This is a genomic window from Streptomyces sp. 5K101 (genome assembly GCF_046506645.1).
Lineage (GTDB): Bacteria > Actinomycetota > Actinomycetes > Streptomycetales > Streptomycetaceae > Streptomyces.
This window is the reverse complement of sequence record NZ_JBKFFO010000002.1, coordinates 317,988-335,539: the sequence shown is the minus strand read 5'-3', so window position 1 is coordinate 335,539 and position 17,552 is coordinate 317,988. Positions and strand designations below refer to the sequence as shown.

At 71.5% G+C, this 17,552-nt stretch carries 17 protein-coding genes, 2 pseudogenes and 1 riboswitch; of the genes and pseudogenes, 7 read left to right on the top strand and 12 right to left on the bottom strand.

The window, feature by feature from the left end; translation table 11 throughout:
- Nucleotides 1-132 precede the first annotated feature (132 nt).
- Both ACLB9X_RS04560 and ACLB9X_RS04555 read left to right on the top strand, forming a co-directional pair.
- Entirely contained in the window at nucleotides 133-1,311 is a 1,179-nt protein-coding gene (locus ACLB9X_RS04560) for a Cmx/CmrA family chloramphenicol efflux MFS transporter (protein ID WP_410358904.1), read from the top strand.
- Nucleotides 1,308-2,065, top strand: a pseudogene (locus ACLB9X_RS04555) (helix-turn-helix domain-containing protein); the annotation flags it as partial. The gene ACLB9X_RS04560 and the pseudogene ACLB9X_RS04555, both read left to right, overlap by 4 nt.
- A gap of 135 nt (nucleotides 2,066-2,200) precedes the next feature.
- Here ACLB9X_RS04555 and ACLB9X_RS04550 read toward each other — a convergent pair.
- The 10 genes from ACLB9X_RS04550 to ACLB9X_RS04505 form a co-directional block, all read right to left on the bottom strand.
- Nucleotides 2,201-2,926, bottom strand: a complete 726-nt coding sequence (locus ACLB9X_RS04550; RefSeq protein WP_410358903.1) for an energy-coupling factor ABC transporter ATP-binding protein — start codon at nucleotides 2,924-2,926, stop codon at nucleotides 2,201-2,203.
- Nucleotides 2,923-3,672, bottom strand: coding sequence for a cobalt ECF transporter T component CbiQ (gene cbiQ, locus ACLB9X_RS04545; RefSeq protein WP_410358902.1), 750 nt, complete (start codon nucleotides 3,670-3,672; stop codon nucleotides 2,923-2,925). The genes ACLB9X_RS04550 and cbiQ overlap by 4 nt, the downstream gene beginning before the upstream one ends.
- 6 nt (nucleotides 3,673-3,678) lie before the next feature.
- Nucleotides 3,679-4,077 (bottom strand): energy-coupling factor ABC transporter substrate-binding protein, encoded by a 399-nt coding sequence (locus tag ACLB9X_RS04540; protein ID WP_410358901.1) that lies wholly within the window; start codon nucleotides 4,075-4,077, stop codon nucleotides 3,679-3,681.
- A complete protein-coding gene (locus ACLB9X_RS04535) occupies nucleotides 4,074-4,763 on the bottom strand; it encodes an energy-coupling factor ABC transporter permease (protein WP_410358900.1) in 690 nt (229 codons plus the stop codon). Before ACLB9X_RS04535 ends, ACLB9X_RS04540 begins: the two co-directional genes overlap by 4 nt.
- A gap of 28 nt (nucleotides 4,764-4,791) precedes the next feature.
- Nucleotides 4,792-4,989: riboswitch (cobalamin riboswitch) on the bottom strand.
- A 94-nt stretch (nucleotides 4,990-5,083) separates the two neighbouring features.
- The gene (locus ACLB9X_RS04530; protein ID WP_410358899.1) at nucleotides 5,084-5,497 is read right to left on the bottom strand and encodes a PTS-dependent dihydroxyacetone kinase phosphotransferase subunit DhaM; all 414 of its coding nucleotides are present in this window, start codon (nucleotides 5,495-5,497) and stop codon (nucleotides 5,084-5,086) included.
- The gene (gene dhaL, locus ACLB9X_RS04525) at nucleotides 5,494-6,108 is read right to left on the bottom strand and encodes a dihydroxyacetone kinase subunit DhaL (RefSeq protein WP_410358898.1); all 615 of its coding nucleotides are present in this window, start codon (nucleotides 6,106-6,108) and stop codon (nucleotides 5,494-5,496) included. The genes ACLB9X_RS04530 and dhaL overlap by 4 nt, the downstream gene beginning before the upstream one ends.
- 51 nt (nucleotides 6,109-6,159) lie before the next feature.
- Nucleotides 6,160-7,152: a dihydroxyacetone kinase subunit DhaK gene (dhaK, locus tag ACLB9X_RS04520; protein ID WP_410359140.1), complete on the bottom strand. Its 993-nt coding sequence runs from the start codon at nucleotides 7,150-7,152 to the stop codon at nucleotides 6,160-6,162.
- Between the two features lie 543 nt (nucleotides 7,153-7,695).
- Nucleotides 7,696-8,331: an RNA polymerase sigma factor gene (locus ACLB9X_RS04515; RefSeq protein ID WP_410359139.1), complete on the bottom strand. Its 636-nt coding sequence runs from the start codon at nucleotides 8,329-8,331 to the stop codon at nucleotides 7,696-7,698.
- A 64-nt stretch (nucleotides 8,332-8,395) separates the two neighbouring features.
- Nucleotides 8,396-8,764: a sortase-dependent protein gene (locus ACLB9X_RS04510; RefSeq protein WP_410358897.1), complete on the bottom strand. Its 369-nt coding sequence runs from the start codon at nucleotides 8,762-8,764 to the stop codon at nucleotides 8,396-8,398.
- A gap of 164 nt (nucleotides 8,765-8,928) precedes the next feature.
- Complete coding sequence (locus tag ACLB9X_RS04505; protein WP_410358896.1) at nucleotides 8,929-9,198, bottom strand: hypothetical protein; 270 nt, start codon at nucleotides 9,196-9,198, stop codon at nucleotides 8,929-8,931.
- A 109-nt stretch (nucleotides 9,199-9,307) separates the two neighbouring features.
- On the opposite strand from ACLB9X_RS04505, the gene ACLB9X_RS04500 reads away from it, so the two are divergent.
- The 3 genes from ACLB9X_RS04500 (at nucleotide 9,308) to ACLB9X_RS04490 (ending at nucleotide 12,133) form a co-directional block, all read left to right on the top strand.
- The gene (locus ACLB9X_RS04500; RefSeq protein WP_410358895.1) at nucleotides 9,308-9,739 is read left to right on the top strand and encodes an SRPBCC family protein; all 432 of its coding nucleotides are present in this window, start codon (nucleotides 9,308-9,310) and stop codon (nucleotides 9,737-9,739) included.
- Nucleotides 9,740-9,778: 39 nt separating this feature from the next.
- Entirely contained in the window at nucleotides 9,779-11,539 is a 1,761-nt protein-coding gene (gene polX / locus ACLB9X_RS04495) for a DNA polymerase/3'-5' exonuclease PolX (protein WP_410358894.1), read from the top strand.
- 120 nt (nucleotides 11,540-11,659) lie between these two features.
- Nucleotides 11,660-12,133 carry a carboxymuconolactone decarboxylase family protein gene (locus tag ACLB9X_RS04490; RefSeq protein WP_410358893.1) on the top strand — a complete coding sequence of 158 codons (474 nt, stop codon included), beginning with the start codon at nucleotides 11,660-11,662 and terminating at the stop codon, nucleotides 12,131-12,133.
- 118 nt (nucleotides 12,134-12,251) lie between these two features.
- On the opposite strand, the gene ACLB9X_RS04485 is transcribed toward ACLB9X_RS04490, so the two are convergent.
- Nucleotides 12,252-12,830, bottom strand: a complete 579-nt coding sequence (locus ACLB9X_RS04485; protein ID WP_410358892.1) for a LysR family substrate-binding domain-containing protein — start codon at nucleotides 12,828-12,830, stop codon at nucleotides 12,252-12,254.
- On the opposite strand from ACLB9X_RS04485, the pseudogene ACLB9X_RS04480 reads away from it, so the two are divergent.
- Nucleotides 12,758-13,954: pseudogene (locus tag ACLB9X_RS04480) on the top strand (M9 family metallopeptidase N-terminal domain-containing protein); the annotation flags it as partial. The gene ACLB9X_RS04485 and the pseudogene ACLB9X_RS04480 sit on opposite strands and share 73 nt — an antisense overlap.
- Before the next feature lie 62 nt (nucleotides 13,955-14,016).
- Nucleotides 14,017-15,042 carry a collagenase gene (locus ACLB9X_RS04475; protein ID WP_410359138.1) on the top strand — a complete coding sequence of 342 codons (1,026 nt, stop codon included), beginning with the start codon at nucleotides 14,017-14,019 and terminating at the stop codon, nucleotides 15,040-15,042.
- 148 nt (nucleotides 15,043-15,190) lie between these two features.
- Here the strand turns inward: ACLB9X_RS04475 and ACLB9X_RS04470 are convergent, their stop codons facing one another.
- On the bottom strand, nucleotides 15,191-17,506 hold the full coding sequence (locus ACLB9X_RS04470) for an FdhF/YdeP family oxidoreductase (protein ID WP_410358891.1): 2,316 nt from the start codon (nucleotides 17,504-17,506) through the stop codon (nucleotides 15,191-15,193).
- Nucleotides 17,507-17,552: the final 46 nt, after the last annotated feature.

The following is a 17,552-nucleotide window of genomic DNA, read 5'->3' as shown; positions in this document are numbered from 1 at the left end:
TCAGCCCCCTGCAGCACTGAGCTCGTAGCCCTGTCGTCGCGCCGCCTTCTGTGGTGGGACGAGTGTGCGCTCGCGGCTGGCCGCGGTGACGAGATGACCTTCTCGTGCCTCTCCTCACCTCGGAGCCACTCGATGCCTCTCCCGCTGTACCTGCTTGCCCTGGCGGTCTTCGCCATGGGCACCTCGGAGTTCATGCTCGCCGGCCTCTTGCCGGACATCGCCTCGGATTTCGACGCCACCGTCGGGACAGCAGGCGTGCTCACCTCGGCTTTCGCGATCGGCATGATCGTCGGCGCTCCCCTGGTGGCCGCGCTTGCCCGCAACTGGCCCAGGCGCCCGGTCCTTCTCGGGTTCGTCCTCGTGTTCGCGGCAGCTCACATCTTGGGCGCCGTCACGACGAGCTTCCCCGTCCTGTTCGCTACCCGGGTCGTCGCCGCGCTCACGAATGCGGGGTTCCTTGCCGTCGCTCTGACGGCTGTGGCCGGGCTGGTCTCACCCGACAGGAAGGGACGCGCGCTGGCCGTGCTGCTGTCGGGCACGACGGTGGCCACGATCGCCGGTGTCCCTGGTGGGTCGGTGCTCGGCACGGCACTCGGCTGGCGGGCCACCTTCTGGGCCGTCGCCGTTCTCTGCCTGCCTGCCGCTCTCGGCATCCCGAAAGGCATCCCAGCAGGACGTGATGAGGATGAGGCGACTGGCAGGCTGGCGTTGCGAGCGGAGCTCGCCCAGCTCGCCCGGCCGCGGTTGATCCTGGTGATGCTGCTCGGAGCGCTGGTGAACGCGGCGACCTTCGGCAGCCTCACCTTTCTTGCCCCCGTGGTGACCGACAGTGCCGGGCTGGGCCAGTTGTGGATCTCTGTCGCTCTGGTGCTCTTCGGTGCCGGTTCCTTCGTGGGCGTCACCGTCGCCGGACGGCTGTCCGACCGAAATCCCGGTCCGGTCATCGCAGTCGGCGGTCCGTTGCTGCTCATCGGCTGGCCGGCTCTGGCGATGCTGGCCAACGAGCCGGTTGCCCTTGTCACCCTCGTGTTCGTGCAGGGCGCGCTGTCGTTCGCGCTGGGCAGCACGCTGATTACGCGGGTCCTCTACGAGGCTGCGGGAGCCCCCACTATGGCCGGTTCCTATGCGACGGCGGCGCTCAACGTGGGTGCCGCCGTCGGCCCCGTTGTGGCTGCGGCCACGCTCGGCACTGAAGCCGGAGTCCTCGGGCCGCTCTGGGCGAGTGGACTTCTCGTCGCGGTCGCGTTGCTCATCGCGTTCCCCCTCCTCACCGTCGTCGCGGCCGGCCGGAGTACCGAGGTGCTGCGGTGACACATGCGAACGCTCCTTTGAACATCGAGGGACGCCGGCGGCTTGTGGAGCGCTGCCGTACCCGTCCGATCTCGCACGTCGCCGCCGAGGCCGGTGTCTCCCGCGCCGGCCTGTCCAAGTGGAAGAACCGGTACGACACGCACGGCGAAGCCGGGCTGCGGGACCGTCCGAGCGTCCCGCTGTGTTCACCGACCCAGATCCCGCCCGATGTCGTCGAGCGGATCAAGCAGTTGCGGCGGGACAACAAGTGGTCCACCCGCCGGATTACCCTTGAACTCGTGAGCCAAGGTGTGCGTAGCGAGCGCACTGTAGGCCGGTGGCTGGCGCGCCTGGCATCAACCAACGCCGCTTCCTCGACCCCGACGGCTCGACCAGCGCGTCCGAAACGGATCGTGGCCAGCTACCCGGGCCACACGGTCCACCTGGACGTCAAGAAGGTCGGGCGTAACTCTGCCGTCGATGGATTCTCCCGCCTGGGCTATACCGAGCCCCTTGCCGACGAGAAGGCCGCCACCACCGTGGCGTTCCTCAGCCGGGCCCGCGCGTTCTTCGCAGCCCACGGCATCCACCGGGTCGTGCGTGTGGTCACCGACAACGGCGCGAACTACCGCGCCGCGGCCTTCGCGCGCTCCCTGATCTCGTGGGCCTCCCGACACCAGCGGACCAAGCCCTACATGCCCCGGCACAACGGCAAGGTCGAGCGCTTCAGGCCATCCTCGCCGAAGAACTCCTGTATGCAAGGCAGTGGTCCTCACGTTCCCCTCCCCCGCCCCTTCCCAAAACCGGGACAGGCCCCGGACCCCCGTGGCCCTGCGCCCTGGCGGGCGCGGGCTTCGGGGCTTCGCCGCGGGCCCCGTACCGCGCTTCGCGCGGTGTCCTCAAGCTCCCCCTACGGCCTGGCGGCCGTGGGGCACGGCGCCTCCAGCAGGCCCTGGTCCGCGAGCAGTTGAGCGACCGGGCCCGTGCGCAGGCCCGTCGGCGTGAGCACGACCGCGTCGTCCGCCCAGCGCAGGGCGAGGTCCACGTCATGCGTCGCCATGACCACCGTCGTACCGTTCGCGGCCAGCGTGCCCAGCACCTCCAGCAGCCGCTCCTGCCCGTGCGGATCGAGCCCCGCCGTCGGCTCGTCCAGGATGAGCACGCGCGGCCGCATCGCCACCGCGCCCGCGATAGCCGCCCGTTTGCGCTGCCCGTACGACAGGAGATGCGTCGGCCGGTCCCGCAGGGCCACGATGTCCATCGCCGCCAGCGCCTCGTCGACCCGGGCGCGTACCTGCTCCTCCGGCAGCCCAAGGTTCATCGGGCCGAACGACACGTCCTGTTCGACCGACGCGGCGAACAACTGGTCGTCCGGGTCCTGCACCACCAGCTGCACGCTCGTCCGCAGCCGGGTCAGCCCGGCCCGGTCGTACGTCACCGGCTCGCCGTCCAGCCGGACATGGCCCGTCACCGGGCGCAGTCCGCCGCTCAACAGCCGCAGCAGGGTGGTCTTTCCGCTGCCGTTGCGCCCGAGCAGGGCTGTGGAGCGGCCCTCCGGGAGCGCGAGGCCGACCCCGCTCAGCACGGCGGGTCCGTCCTCGTACGCGAATCCGGCGTCGATGAGCTCAACGATCACAGGACGAACCTTTCCAGCAGGACGGTGAGCAGCACGATGCCGGCCAGCAGCGCGGCCACGGCGGCGAGGAACGGGCGGGAAACGGACGTACGCGGCACGAGGACCCGCAGCGTGCCGTCGTAACCGCGTCCGGCGAGCCCCGCCTGCAGCCGGCCGGCCCGGTCGAAGGCACGGACGAACGCGGTCGCCCCCAGCCCCGCCAGCGAACGCCACGCCGCCGCCCGGCTCGTGTGGCCGAGACGGGCCGCCTGCGCCTGACGGACCCGGCTCAGCGCGTCCAGCAGCAGGAAACTGATCCGGTACATCACCAGCGCCACGTCCACCACCGCCGGGGGCACGCCCGCCCGCACCAGCCGGGGCAGGACGTCCGACACCGGCGTGGTGAACGCGAACAGCAGCACACCGAGCGACGCCGCCGAGGTCCGCAGCAGCAACGCCGCGGCGTGTTCGGGACCGTCCGGCGCGAACGTCACCGGCCCGGCGGCGCCGCCCACGGCGAACAGCAGCGGCAGCGCTCCGGTGACACAGAACCCGAGGGGGATGCGGAAGGCCCGCCACAGCTGCCGGGGCCCGACCCCGGCCGGGCCCAGCAGGACGGCGAGGGAGGCGGCCGCCACGAGAACGGCGCCGGGCCAGGGCGGCAGGCACACGGCTGTCACCGTCAGACCCAGCCCGAGCACGGCCTTCTCACAGGGATGGCGGCGGCGCCAGCGACTGCTGTGCGCCGCCGCGTCGATCGGCAGCATCGGCGGCTACGGCAGCTTCGCGGCCGGGGCGTCCCCGCCGTCGGACGCGGCTCCGGGCGCTTGGTCGGCACCCTCTTCCTGGCGGGCGCCGGACCGCGCCGCCGCCCGCTCCTCACCCTGCCTGCGTCCTCTGCGCAGGCCGAAGTAGTACGCCAGCACCCCCGCGCCGAGCGCGGCCTGCAGTGAGAACAGAGCCGACTCGATCTCGCCCGACGGCGGCTCGTACAGCGGGGAGAACCACGGCTCGTAGTCCGGCTCCAGTTCCGTGATCGCCGTCTCCGCCTCGCCGTCGGCACCGGTGAACGGCTCCTCCTTGTGGTCGCCGAGCCCCAGCACGAGCGGCAGGACGGCCAGCGCCGCGACGGCCAGCAACAGCAGCGTGTTGATCCTCGCGTGACGGCTCATCGGGCCACGGCCTCCTTCTTCGCTCCCGGGACCAGGACGCCGAGACGAGCCAGGTCGCCCTTGCTGGACTGGCTCAGCAGCCGCATCACCAGCACGGTGAGCAGCCCCTCGCTCACCGCGAGCGGGATCTGGGTGAACGCGAAGATGCCGCCGAACTTGGCGAGCGCCCCCGCGACTCCGCTGCTCGGGTCGGGGAAGGCCAGCGCGAGCTGCACGCTGGTGACGCAGTACGTCGACAGGTCGGCGACGAACGCGCCGAAGAACACGGCGACCATCAGCGGGACGCCCGACCGCCGCAGCAGCCGGTAGACCCCGTACCCGGCCCATGGACCGACGACCGCCATGGAGAACACGTTGGCGCCGAGCGTGGTGAGGCCGCCGTGCGCCAGCAACAGGGCCTGGAACAGCAGGGTGATCGTGCCGAGCACCGCCATGACCGGCGGCCGGAACAGAATCGCGCCCAGCCCGGTGCCGGTCGGGTGCGAGCAGCTGCCCGTCACCGACGGGATCTTCAGGGCGGACAGCACGAACGTGAAGGCACCGGAGGCGCCGAGCAGCAGGGTGGACTCGGGGTGGTCCTTGACCTCGCGGGTCAGGGCGCGGACACCGTGGACGACGAACGGGGCGGCCGCGACGCTCCAGGCGGCGGCGTGCAACGGGGGCAGATACCCCTCGGCTATATGCATGGTCGGGAGACCCTCTCCAGCACCTCGTGGATGGACAACGCGCCCTGGCCGGTCTCCTGGCTGACGGGTCATGCCGCCCGTGACTCCGCCTTCCCAGGTACCGCGGTCTCCCGCGGTGGCCCAGTGACTTCCCCTGCGGGGGTGGAGCCGGACTTCCCGATCACAGTGGCGAGGGCCGCACCGGTACCGCACCGGTTTCCCGAACACCAAGGCTCCGTGACAGTAGTGCGCCGACCAGCGACATCACAAGCCGCGCACGGGTGCACCGGCCCGCGGCCGGGTGAGCCGTTCGCCACACCCGGCCGCACGCGCCCCACCCGTCACTCCTTGCGGTACCCGTACGCCTCCGAGGCCGCCGCCTCCACCGCGTCCAGGTCGGCCCCGGCGGAGGCGGTCACCACCGCGGCCACCGCGCCCTCCAGGAACGGGGCGTCCACGAGCCGGGTGCCGCGGGGGAGTTCGCCGCCCTCGGCGAGGAGGGCCTTCACGGTGAGCACGGCGCTGCCCAGGTCGACCAGCACGGCCACGCCCGCGCCGCGGTCCACCTCCGCCGCCGCGGCCGCGATGAGCTCGGAACTGGTGCCGAGGCCGCCGTCCGGCGTGCCGCCCGCCGCGGCGACCGGCGCGAGCTCCCCACCGCCCGCGAGCCCGCCTGCGAGCGCGGCGACCGAGCGCGCCACGTCCGCGCTGTGCGACACCAGCACGATCCCGACCCGCTTGCCCGCCTCGCTCATCCGGCCGCCTCCGCCGTCTCGGCGAGCGCGGCCACGAGCAGCGCCGACGACGTCGCCCCCGGGTCCTGGTGCCCGATGCTGCGTTCACCCAGATAGCTGGCCCGGCCCTTGCGCGCCTGCAACGGCACCGTCGCCAGCGCCCCCTGCTCGGCCGCCTCGCGGGCCGCGGCGAACGAGTCCGTGCTGTTGCCGAGCGCCGCCACCGCGGGCTCCAGGGCGTCCAGCATCGTCTTGTCGCCCGCCTTCGCCCCGCCCAGCTGCGCCACGGCCGCCACGCCCGCCCGCAGCGCCTCGGCCAGCTGCCCCGCGCTCACCTCGGCGTCGTCGCCGAGGGACTTGCCGGCCCGCCGCAGCAGTGTCCCGTACAGCGGTCCGGAGGCCCCGCCGACCGTCGAGATCAACTGCCGTCCCGCCAGCACCAGTACGGCTCCAGGCGCGGCCGGCGGCTCCTTGTCCAGGGCCGCGACGACCGCCGCGAACCCGCGCTGGAGATTGCTGCCGTGATCGGCGTCGCCGATCGCGGCGTCCAGCTCGGTCAGACGGTCGGCCTCACGGTTCACGGCCGCGGCGGCGGCCGCCAGCCAGCGGCGGAAGAATGCGGCGTCGAGCACGAGGACTCCTCGGGTCGGATCGATCGGGAGGGGGAGCAGGGCGGGCGGGGCTCAGCGTCCCCACCGCAGGGCGGGCGTCTGCACCGGCGCGTCCCACAACCGCAGCATCTCCTCGTCCACCTGGCACAGCGTCACCGAGCAGCCGGCCATGTCGAGCGAGGTCACGTAGTTGCCGACGAGCGTGCGGGCGACGGCCACGTCACGCTCGGCGAGTACCCGCTGCACCTCGGCGTTGAACCCGTACAGCTCCAGCAGGGGAGTGCCGCCCATCCCGTTGACGAGGGCGATGACCGGGCCGGTCGGGCGCAGGTCGTCGAAGACCGCTCCCACGGCGAAGTCCGCGATCTCCCGCGCGGTCATCATCGCCCGCCGCTCCCGGCCCGGCTCGCCGTGGATGCCGACGCCCAACTCCAGCTCGCCGGGCGGCAGATCGAAGGTGGGACCGCCCTTGGCGGGGGTGCTGCAGGCGCTGAGCGCGACGCCGAAACTGCGGGAGGACGCGTTCACCCGGCGGGCGACGGACTCGACCCGCTCCAGCGGGGCGCCCTCCTCGGCCGCGGCGCCCGCGATCTTCTCCACGAACAGGGTCGCACCCGTGCCGCGGCGGCCCGCCGTGTACAGGCTGTCCGTCACGGCGACGTCGTCGTCGACCAGCACGGTGGCGAGCCGCACGCCCTCGTCCTCGGCCAGCTCCGCGGCCATCTGGAAGTTGAGCACGTCGCCGGTGTAGTTCTTGACGACGAACAGCACCCCCTCCCCGCTCTCGACAGCGGCGGCGGCCCGCACCATCTGGTCCGGCACCGGACTGGTGAACACCTCACCCGGACAGGCCCCGTCCAGCATCCCCGGCCCGACGAACCCGCCGTGCAGCGGCTCGTGTCCCGACCCGCCCCCGGAGACGAGCGCGACCTTGCCGGCGACCGGTGCGTCCCGCCGGACGATCACCCGGTTGTCCACGTCGACATTGAGGTCGGGATGCGCGGCGGCCATCCCGCGCAGCGCATCCGCGACGACGGTCTCCGGGACGTTGATGAGCATTTTCAACGGTTCCTCCTGGGGGAGTTCCTGCGCTTCGATCCTGCTGCCGCCGCTGATGGCCGCCACAGCCAGTATCGAAGAGACGCGCCGAGGAGACACGCAGGATCGGGAAACGACGCGTTGACGGGATCCTCCGACGTGCTCGTCCGCCGATCGATCGGGCGAGGCGACGCCGCTCTGCTCACCCGTTCGCGGGCATGCTGATGCTCGGCCGGGAGCTCGGCGTCGTGCTCCGCGCCGGGCTCGGGACCGCGCTCGGGGTCGGCAGGGGCGTCGGGGAAGTGATTCCGGGTGGGACGGCCGGTGGGACGGGGCGAGGGTCGGCCACTTCGGGGCCCAGCGTCAGGTAGGCGGCGCAGGCCAGGGCCGCGGTCGCGAGGCCGGCCAGGGCGACGAGGCCGGCCCGGGACGCCGTGGACCCCAGCCACCTCCGGGTGGCGCGCGGCGGCGCGGCCGGACGCAGATCTCTCACGGTGACCGACTCCGCCCGGGCTTCCAGTGCTCGCCGGAGCCGGCGTTCCACGGGACGTTCGCGTTCCGCGTCGTGGGTCATATCCGTCCCTCCAGGATCCGTTCCAGCGCGTCCAGGGCTCGGCTGGCGTTCGACTTGACCGCCCCCCGGCTGATCCCCAGGGTCTGGGCGATCTCGGCCTCGCTGAGGTCGGCCCAGTACCGCAGGACCAGGACCTGGCGGCGGCGCGGGGTGAGCCGGCTCAGCGCCGCGAGCACCTCGCGGTGCGCCTCGTCCAGCACGACGTGCTCCTCGGCGGAGGGGATGTCGGCCGGGGCGGGTGGCGTCCAGGCGCGGGCGGTTCTGCGGCGGCGCAGCACCGAGCGGGAGGTGTTGACGACAGCGGTGCGCAGGTAGCCCAGGGCGTTGTCAACCTCGGCGATGTGATCGCCGTGCCGGCGGTAGAGGGCGGTGAAGGCGTCCTGGACGACGTCCTCGGCGGTGGCGAGGTCGTCGACGAGGAGCACGGCAAGGCGCACCATGCCGAGGCGGTGCGCGTGGTAGAGGTCGGTGACGGTGGGAGGTTGCGGGGCCATGGTGCCGTACGGGGCCACGGGCGACGGGCGGCGTGCGAGCGGGTGGTCGGCGGGCGGGGCCGAGCGGTCGCGGCGCAGCAGCAGGGCGCGCAGTGCCGCGCGCACGCCCCGCCCGCCGCCGGGCCGCACCCGGGGGATTCCGGGCGCGGCGGGGCGGAACGGCAGGGCGGGGAGCAGCACAGGGTTCTTCGGGGAGAACACGTCAGCGATGTGCGCGCCGCCGAACGACGAACAGGGTCCCGGCCCCGAGCGCGACGAGTCCGGCGGCGCCTGCCCCTATGGCGGCGTTCGTGGCGCCGGAACCCCCCGTCTGCGCGAGCTCGGGCTCGGCAGCGGGCTGCGCGGCGCCGGGGGCGCTGCTGGTGACCGGGGCGGGTGTGGCTTTCGGCGGGACGCTGACGGTCGGGGTGGGGGCGGCCGAGGGTGTGGCCTTCGGCGGGACAGTGACAGCCGGGCTCGGCGCGGTCGACGGTGTCGCGCTCGGTCCTGTCGCCGCCCACGCCGGCACGGCGACGGCGGCCAGTGCGCTGGTGGCGGCGGCGGTGACAAGTGCGCGCTTCAGGTTCTGCACGGTGGTTCTCCCGACTGGGTCCGGGGGCGCGGGATCACGCCCTTCACCCCTCACGACGCGCGAGTGGCCGGGGGGTTGCCGCCCTCCGTACATTCTTTTCGGCGGGGCGGCAGCGGACTCGCCCGGCCGGCGGCGCAGTGGCCACGAGGGAACCGGCACGCCGGTCAGATCTCCAGCACGGCATCGCAGTCGGGGCAGACCGCGGATGCGTACTCCTCGGGGAACCACTGCGTCCCAGGGCGCTCGGCGAGCCTCCGGCCGGTTGTCTCCATGGCGAAGGTGTCCTTGCCGCAGAGTGTTCGCGGTCCCGTCGCGGTGGGTGTCCCGGGGGCGGTGGGCGCCGCGTGCACGCGGCGGACGCGCCATTCATCGCCACGCGGTACGTGCGTATCCGCCGCCTTGTCGAGCTCGTACACGACGACGATCTCTCCCATGCCTCCACGATAGGCGGCCGCGCACGCCCCGTCCGACCGCTTGATCTCGGGCAGGGAGCACACTGGACATCGGACCCCGTGAACCATGAAGTCACGTGCGAGGCGAGTCATGAGCACTCTCGAAGAACATGTGGACATAGACGTCCCGCTCGATTTTGCCTGGGAGCGTCTGCACCGCGTGGAGACCTATCCGCGCTTCGTCAAAGGCATACGTCAGGCGCGTCCGGAGAACGGAGACCGAGCGCACCTCGACGTCGACACGGCTGGCACGGCCCGGGAGCTCGACGCCCGGATCACCGACCGTGTCCAGGAGCACACCATGGAGTGGCGGACGACCGGCGGGCCCGATCTCGCGGCCACCCTGTCACTTCTTCCCCTCGACGCGGAGCACACAAGGCTGCAGGCCCGGATCGCGTACGACCCCGGCACCGTCAGGGAGGCGTTCGGCGGACCGAAGGGCTTCGCCCAGGCGACGGCGATCGAACGGCTCCTGCGCGACGACCTCGATCACTTCAAGGAGCTGGTGGAGCAGGAAAGGTGACCCAGGCGCGATCGCCGGATCCGTGCCTACGCTGATGGTGTGGCTCGGTCCAACGACGAGGTCGCCGCACTCTTCCGGGAGTACGCGGACCTGATCTCGATCACCGGAGGAGACGCGTACAGGGCGCGTGTCTACGAGAAGGCTGCCCGGTCGGTGGGCGGCTACCACGCCGACGTCGCCAGGCTTGACGTCAAGGGCCTGCAGGAGATCCCCAACGTCGGCAAGTCGATCGCCGAGAAGATCCTCGAGTATTTCCGCAGCGGCAGCGTGTCCGCGGTCGACGAGCTGCGGGCGAGAATCCCCGCCGGTGTCCGGCGGCTGACGGCCATCCCCACGCTCGGCCCGAAGAAGGCCTGCCTCCTGTACGAGGAGCTGGGCATCTCCTCCGTCGAGGAACTGGCCGACGCCATCCACGAGGAGCGGCTGCGCGATCTGAAGGGCTTCGGGCCCAAGACGGAGCAGAACATCCTGCACGGCATCGAACTCCTCCAGTCCTCCGGCGACCGCGTCCTGCTCGACGTGGCCCTGGACCTCGCCGACGACATGGTCGCCGCACTGTCCCGGGCGACCGGCTGCCGCCGCTGCGCCTACGCCGGATCCCTGCGCAGAGTCCGCGAGACGGTCGGCGACATCGACATCCTCGCCACGGCCGAGGACTCGGCGCCGCTGATGCGGGCCTTCAGCGAGCTGCCGTACGTCGCGGAGGTCGTGGCTCGCGGCGAGACCAAGACGTCGATCCGCACCACCAAGGGCCTGGCCGTCGACCTGCGCGTCGTGCCGCCGGACTCCTGGGGAGCGGCGCTTCAGTACTTCACCGGTTCGAAGGCGCACAACATCCGCACCCGCGAGCTGGCGGTGCATCACGGGCTCAAGCTCTCGGAGTACGGGCTCTTCGACATCGAGAGCGGCGAGAAGATCGCCTCCGAGACGGAGGAGGACGTGTACGCCAGGCTCAGCCTGCCGTGGATCCCGCCGACGCTGCGCGAGGACCGGGGCGAGATCGAGGCCGGACTGCGCGGTGAGCTGCCCGACCTGGCGGTGGAGTCCGACATCCGGGGTGACCTGCACACGCACACCGACCTCACCGACGGTCTGGCCCCACTGGAGGAGATGGTCGCCGCGGCCGCCGAGCGCGGCTACGCCTACTACGCGATCACCGATCACGGACCCGACATGGCCATGCAACGGATGACCGACGAGCGGATGCTGGCCCAGCGCGCACGTGTACGGGAACTCGACGGCACCTGCGGCCGGGGCCGGGGCATGCGGCTGCTGCACGGCGCGGAGCTGAACATCGACCCCGACGGCGGCGTGGACTGGCCCGAGGAGTTCCTCGCGGGGTTCGACCTGTGCGTGGCCTCGGTGCACTCGCACTTCAACCAGGGGCGCGAGGCGATGACCCGGCGGATCGTGCGGGCATGCGAGAACCCGTACGTCAACATCATCGGCCACCCCACCACCCGGATCATCGGCAAGCGTCCGGGCGTCGACGCCGACCTCGACGCGATCTTCGCCGCCTGCGCGCGCACCGGCACCGCCCTGGAGATCAACGCCCACCCGGACCGGCTCGACCTGCGCGACGAGGACATCCTGCGGGCCAGGCGGTACGGGGTGAAGTTCGCCGTCGACAGCGACGCCCACGCCACCCTCCACCTCGCCAACATGCGCTACGGCGTGGGCACCGCGCAGCGCGGCTGGCTCACCAAGGCCGACCTGATCAACGCCTGGCCGGAGACACGCCTACGGCGATTCCTGAGCAAGGGACACAAGGGGCGGGTGACGCGCCGCTCCGCCGCGTGACCTGTGCTGGTGCGCAGGCCGTCCTGGGCAGTTCGCAAAAGTTGTTCGCTCGTGTCACATCGCGCCGAGCCGTTCCGTCATGTGTGTGCAAGCCACCGACGACGGCAGAGGAGCACACCCATGGATGCCCGTTTGAACATCTTCGGCAGCCCGACCGCAGGCACGTTCCTGAAGCACATCGTCTCGGCGGGCCGGGTGGTGACGGACTCGGCACTGCCGGCCGCGACACAGGAGTTGGTGAAGATCCGCGCGAGCCAGATCAACGGCTGCGGCTTCTGCCTCGACATGCACACCAAGGAGGCTGCCGTCGCCGGTGAGACCCCGACGCGCCTCAACATGGTCGCGGCGTGGCGCGAGGCCACCGTCTTCACCGACGCCGAGCGCGCCGCGCTGGAACTGACGGAGCAGGGAACGCGCCTGGCCGACGCGGCCGGTGGGGTCACGGACGAGGCATGGGCGGACGCCGCCAAGCACTACGACGGGGAACAGCTGGCCGCCCTCGTGTCGCTGATCGCCCTCATCAACGCCTTCAACCGGATGAACGTCATCATCCAGCAGCCCGCCGGCGACTACCAGCCCGGCCAGTTCGGATGACGAGAAGTACCCGTCCGAGTACCCGTCCGGTCCGGAGGGCTGCTGCCGGCACGCGCCGGCGGCAGCCCTCCGGGCTGCCGGCACCGCTCGCCGGGGACCAGCGCCCGGTCCGGACCCCTCACGTCGCCTTCGTGTCGGCACCGCCCGTCGGGCGAGCGGCGGCGTAGGTCCGGTTCGCCCAGGCCCGGAAGTGCGGGGCCTGGGCGACGAGTTCGCGGTAGGCCGCGGCCGCGTAGTGGTGGAGAGCCTCCGCCGTCACCTCGTCGACGCTGTCGCGCCGCCGGATCAACAGGTGGCGGAGCCACAGCGGCGTACCGGCCAGCGGTTTGATCAGCACGCCGTCGACGGGCACGTGGGTGGCCTGGATGGCGGAGACGCCATGACCGTCGGCGATCAGGGCCTGCAACTGGTCCAGCGGGCTGAACTCGTGCACGGCCGCCGGCGTGAAACCGGCTGCCCGGCACGCAGCGTAGAAGGCGCCCGGCCAGCCCACCCCGTCGTCGGGCGCGACGAACCAGGTGTCCTCGGCCAGCTCCTCGAGCGGCACCTCCACCCGGTGCGCCAGCCGGTGATCGGCGGGCAGCGCGACGAAGACCGGCGCCGTGACGATGGCGCGGTGAGCGAGTGCGGGGGAGTGGTGCAGATCCTGCCCCGGACAGTCGATGCCCAGTGCGGCATCCAGCTCGCCGGCCTCCACGAGTCGCGCTGTTGGCGATCGTCGGAGCCCTCCCCGGCACCCCATCCGGGGCCGTCGGCCGGCCCGTTCCCCAACCGGCCGTCTCCTCCGCCGCGTCCGTCGTGGCCGACCAGGCAGGGACAGGGACGGCGAACCCCCTGACGGACCGCCAGCTCAGGCCGCTGACGCCGGGCGAGCTTCCTCCGCAGTCCGGCCCCGGATCCGGGAACGGACCGGCCCCGGCCTCGCGGACCGCCCCGACGGCCGGGACCGCAGCCGCCTGCTCACCCACGGAGTTCGGCTCCCGTGACGGCGCAGAGCTCGTCGGTCTCATCACGTCGTCCACCGACGCCTGCCTGAATAGCCTGTTCGCCGTCGGTGCAGCCGACGCGCACAGTGTGTTCCGCGAGGCGAAGATGGTCACCGTCGCCGACGCGTTCCGCACCGCCGCGCTCCGCTACGACGGGACCAACGCGGGCGGCACCTACCAGCTCGTCCTCTTCCTCCGGGCCGGCTACTACGTCCAGTACGGTCATCCCGACCAGGTCGGCGAGTACGGAGTGCCGCTCAGGACCGCGATTCGCGGCGGGCTCGACGCGTTCACCGGGAGCAGCCACTACCTGGACGTCACCGAGGAGCACGGCCGTACGCTCAGTGAGTCGATCATTCTGGTCGACAGCGCTGCCGAGGCGGGCCGCTACCTCGGGCCCCTCGAGCGGGTCCTGAACGGCTACAACAGCAGCTGGAACACGTCGAGGAGCATGGTGGCGTCCGCCAACGCGGTGTACACACCGTTGTTCCGCGGCCACCAGTTCCCCGACTTCGTCAAGGCGGTCACCGCCGACCGGAGCATTCTGCGCACCCTGAACCGGTTCGCCCTCGGGCACCTGGACCTGCTCGGCACCGACCGCGCGTACCTGACCAGCAACGCCGGAGCCGAGCTCGCCCGCTTCCTCGGGGACGCCCCGCTCAGGAAGGCAACCCGCCCGCTGGTCAAAGAGGTGCTCGACGCCACCGGCATGACCGGGCCGACCGCCCGGCTGTGGCTGGCCACCGCGAACCTGGCCGACTACTACGACGCCGCGGCGTGTGCGTACTACGACATCTGCGGCTTCAGGGACGAACTGGCCAAGGTCGCCCTGCCGATCACCCACTCGTGTGATCCGGCCCACACCATCCGGGCCCAGGAGCTGACGGCCGCCCAGGGCTGGATGCGTCGTGCGGCAGCCTGCGGAACCAGGACGCGTACGTCCACGACATCATCGCCGACAACGGTCCGGTGGCCGACGACCACAACACCACCATCGAGGTCGTCGTCTACGACAGCCGTGCGGACTACCAGATGTACGCGGGGGTCATGTTCGGCATCGACACCGACAACGGCGGCATGTACCTGGAGGGCGACCCCTCCCGCCCGGGCAACCAGGCCCGCTTCGTCGCCTACGAACAGGACGGCGAGGTCTGGAACCTCAACCACGAGTACACGCACTACCTCGACGGCCGCTTCAACACCCACGGCGACTTCGCCGACTCCGTGGCCGTGCCCACCGTCTGGTGGATCGAGGGCTTCGCCGAATACGTCTCCTACGGCTACCGCGGCATCGACTACACCGCCGCCATCAGGGAAGCCGGCAAGCACACCTACGACCTGAGCACCGTCTTCCGGACCACCTACGAGAACGGCGACCAGGCCAGGATCTACCAGTGGGGTTACCTGGCGGTGCGCTACATGCTGGAGAAGCACCGCCCCGACGTGCTCGCCGTCCTCGCGAAGTTCCGCACCGGCGACTACAACGGGGCCTACGCCCTCTACGCCGACGGCATCGGCACCCGCTACGACGCGGACTTCGACGCCTGGCTCACCGCCTGCGCCGCGGGCGCGTGCGAGGGTGGCCCGTCCGCGACGCCGTGCACCGGTGACGACACCCGGATGCTGGGCCGGAACTGCTCACGCACCGGCCGCTCGGCCACGGCAGGCGGCACCGACCACCTCTACCTGTGGATGCCGGCCGGCTCCACCACCCTGACCGTCACCACCAAGGGCGGCACGGGCAACCCCGACGTGTACTACAACGCCGGCACGTGGGCGTCACCGACGGCGTACAGCGCCCGCTCCACCGGCACCGGCACCACCGAACGCCTCACGGTCACCAACACCACAGCCGGGTACCGCTACATCAGCCTGTACGGGGCCACGGCCTTCAGCGGCGTGACGGTGACCACGTCGTACTAGGCCGCGTTGTGCCCGGTCACAACGACGGGGCCGTACTTCCCGACGCTGCCTCGCAACGAGGCAGCGTTGGGGAGTGCGCAGCTGATCAAGCAGGCGGGACAGGCGGGCCCGGACTGCGATCCTGTCGTCGCGGCGGCGGTCGATCCGCTCAGGGGCCCTCGGGACCGAGCCCTCGGTTCTCAGTGGGCTCCAGGCGGATCACGATGCTCTTGGCGGTCGGCTGGTTGCTGGTCGCGGCCACGCTGTCCAGCGGCAACAGGACGTTGGTCTCGGGGTAGTACGCGGCGGCGCAGCCGGGCGTCGTCGGGTAAGGGACCACCTCGAAGTCCTCCGCGCGGCGCTCCGTGTTGCCGCCCCACACGCTCACCAGGTCGACGCGCCGGCCCTTCGACAAGCCGAGCCGGGACATGTCCTGCGGGTTCACCAGGACGACGCGGCGGCTGCCGTGGATGCCCCGGTAGCGGTCGCTGTCCGTGTAGGGGATGGTGTTCCACTGGTCGTGGGAGCGCAGGGTCTGCAGCAGCAGGTGCCCCTCCGGGGCGTGCGACATCTCCCAGGCGTTGCAGGTGAACAGGGCCTTGCCGGCAGCAGTGGGGTAGACCCCTTCGTTGACCGGATTGGGCAGCCTGATGCCGCCGGGACGGACCACCCGGCGGTTGAAGTGGTGGAGTCCTGGCACGACGCGGGAGATCCGGTCACGGATGGCCCCGTAGTCCGCCTCGAACTCGTCCCACGGAATACCGGCCTTGCCGTCGAGAGTCCGGCCGGCGAGCCGGCACAGGATGGCGACCTCGCTGAGCAGGACCTTGGACGCCGGCTCCAGGCGCCCGCGGGAGGTGTGCACCTCGCTCATCGAGTTCTCCACCGTGACGAACTGCTCGCCCGTGGCCTGGGTGTCCACTTCGGTGCGGCCCAGGGCCGGAAGGATGAGCGCGGTGCGGCCGCAGACCGTGTGGGACCGGTTGAGCTTGGTGGAAATGTGCGCGGTCAGGCTGCATCGCCGCATGGCGTCCTCCGTGACGGCACTGTCCGGAGCGGCCCGGACGAAGTTGCCCGCGACGCCGAGGAAGACCTTGACACGGCCTTGGCGCATGGCCTTGATCGAGTCCACCGAATCGAGCCCGTGGGCGCGCGGCGGATCGAAGCCGAACTCGCTGTGCAACGCGTCGAGGAAGGAATCCGGCATCCGCTCCCAGATGCCCATCGTGCGGTCGCCCTGGACGTTGCTGTGCCCGCGCACCGGGCAGGCCCCGGCGCCGGCCTTGCCGAGGTTCCCGCGCAGCAGCAGGAAGTTCACGATCTCCCTGATGGTGGCGACCGCGTGCCTCTGTTGTGTCACCCCCATGGCCCAGCAGACGATGACGCGTTCGCTGCGCAGCACCTCGTCCCGCACGTCCTCGATCTCTTCCCGGGGCAGTCCGGTCGCGGAGAGGATGTCGTCCCAGGCGATGGTCCGGGCGTGCTGCGCGAACTCCTCGAAGCCGCTGGTGTGGGAGCGGATGAAGGCATGGTCGAGCACGGTGCCCGGCCGGGCGTCCTCCGCCTCCAGCAGGAGCCGGTTCACGCCCTGGAACAGCGCGAGGTCACCACCGCTGCGGATCTGAACGAACCGATCGGCGATCCGGACACCGCGGCCGATCACCCCACGGGCCTTCTGCGGGTTCTTGAACCGCAGCAGACCGGCCTCCGGCAGGGTGTTCACCGCGATGATGCGGGCGCCGTTGAGCTTGGCCTGCTCCAGCGCGGCCAGTTGCCGGGGGTGGTTGCTGCCGGGGTTCTGCCCGACCACGAAGATCAGGTCGGCGTGGTGGAGGTCCTCCAGGCTCACCGTGCCCTTGCCGGTGCCCAGCGTCTCGTGCAGGGCGAAGCCGCTGGACTCGTGGCACATGTTGCTGCAGTCGGGCAGGTTGTTGGTGCCGAAGGCCCTGGCGAAGAGCTGCAGGACGAACGCGGCCTCGTTGCTGACCCGGCCGGACGTGTAGAAGACCGCCTCGTCGGGCGAGTCCAGCGCCTTCAGCTCGTCGGCCAGCAGGCCCAGGGCGTCGTGCCAGCTGATCGGCTCGTAGTGGTCCGCATCGGGCCGCTTGACCATCGGCTCGGTGAGCCTGCCCTGCTGGTTGAGCCACAGATCGGACCGCCGGCCCAGTTCGGAGACCGGGTGCCTGCGGAAGAAGCCGGCCGTGACGCGCCGTGACGTCGCCTCGTCGTTGATGTGCTTGGCGCCGTTCTCGCAGTACTCGTTGCGGTGCCTGTGGCCGGGAGACGGATCGGCCCAGGCGCAGCCGGGGCAGTCGATTCCGTCCACCTGGTTCATGGTCAGCAGCGTCACTCCGGTCCGCCGGACCGATGTCTCCTCGAGGGAGTACTCCACGGCGTGGGTCACCGCCGGCACTCCCGCCGCCCACGTCTTGGGCGGGGTCACGGTGAGTCGTTCGTCCGGCTCTCGGCTGGGTGGCTTCTTCATCGGGAAGGTCTCTCGCTCTCTTGCTCGTTTGCTTCGAGCGGGCGGA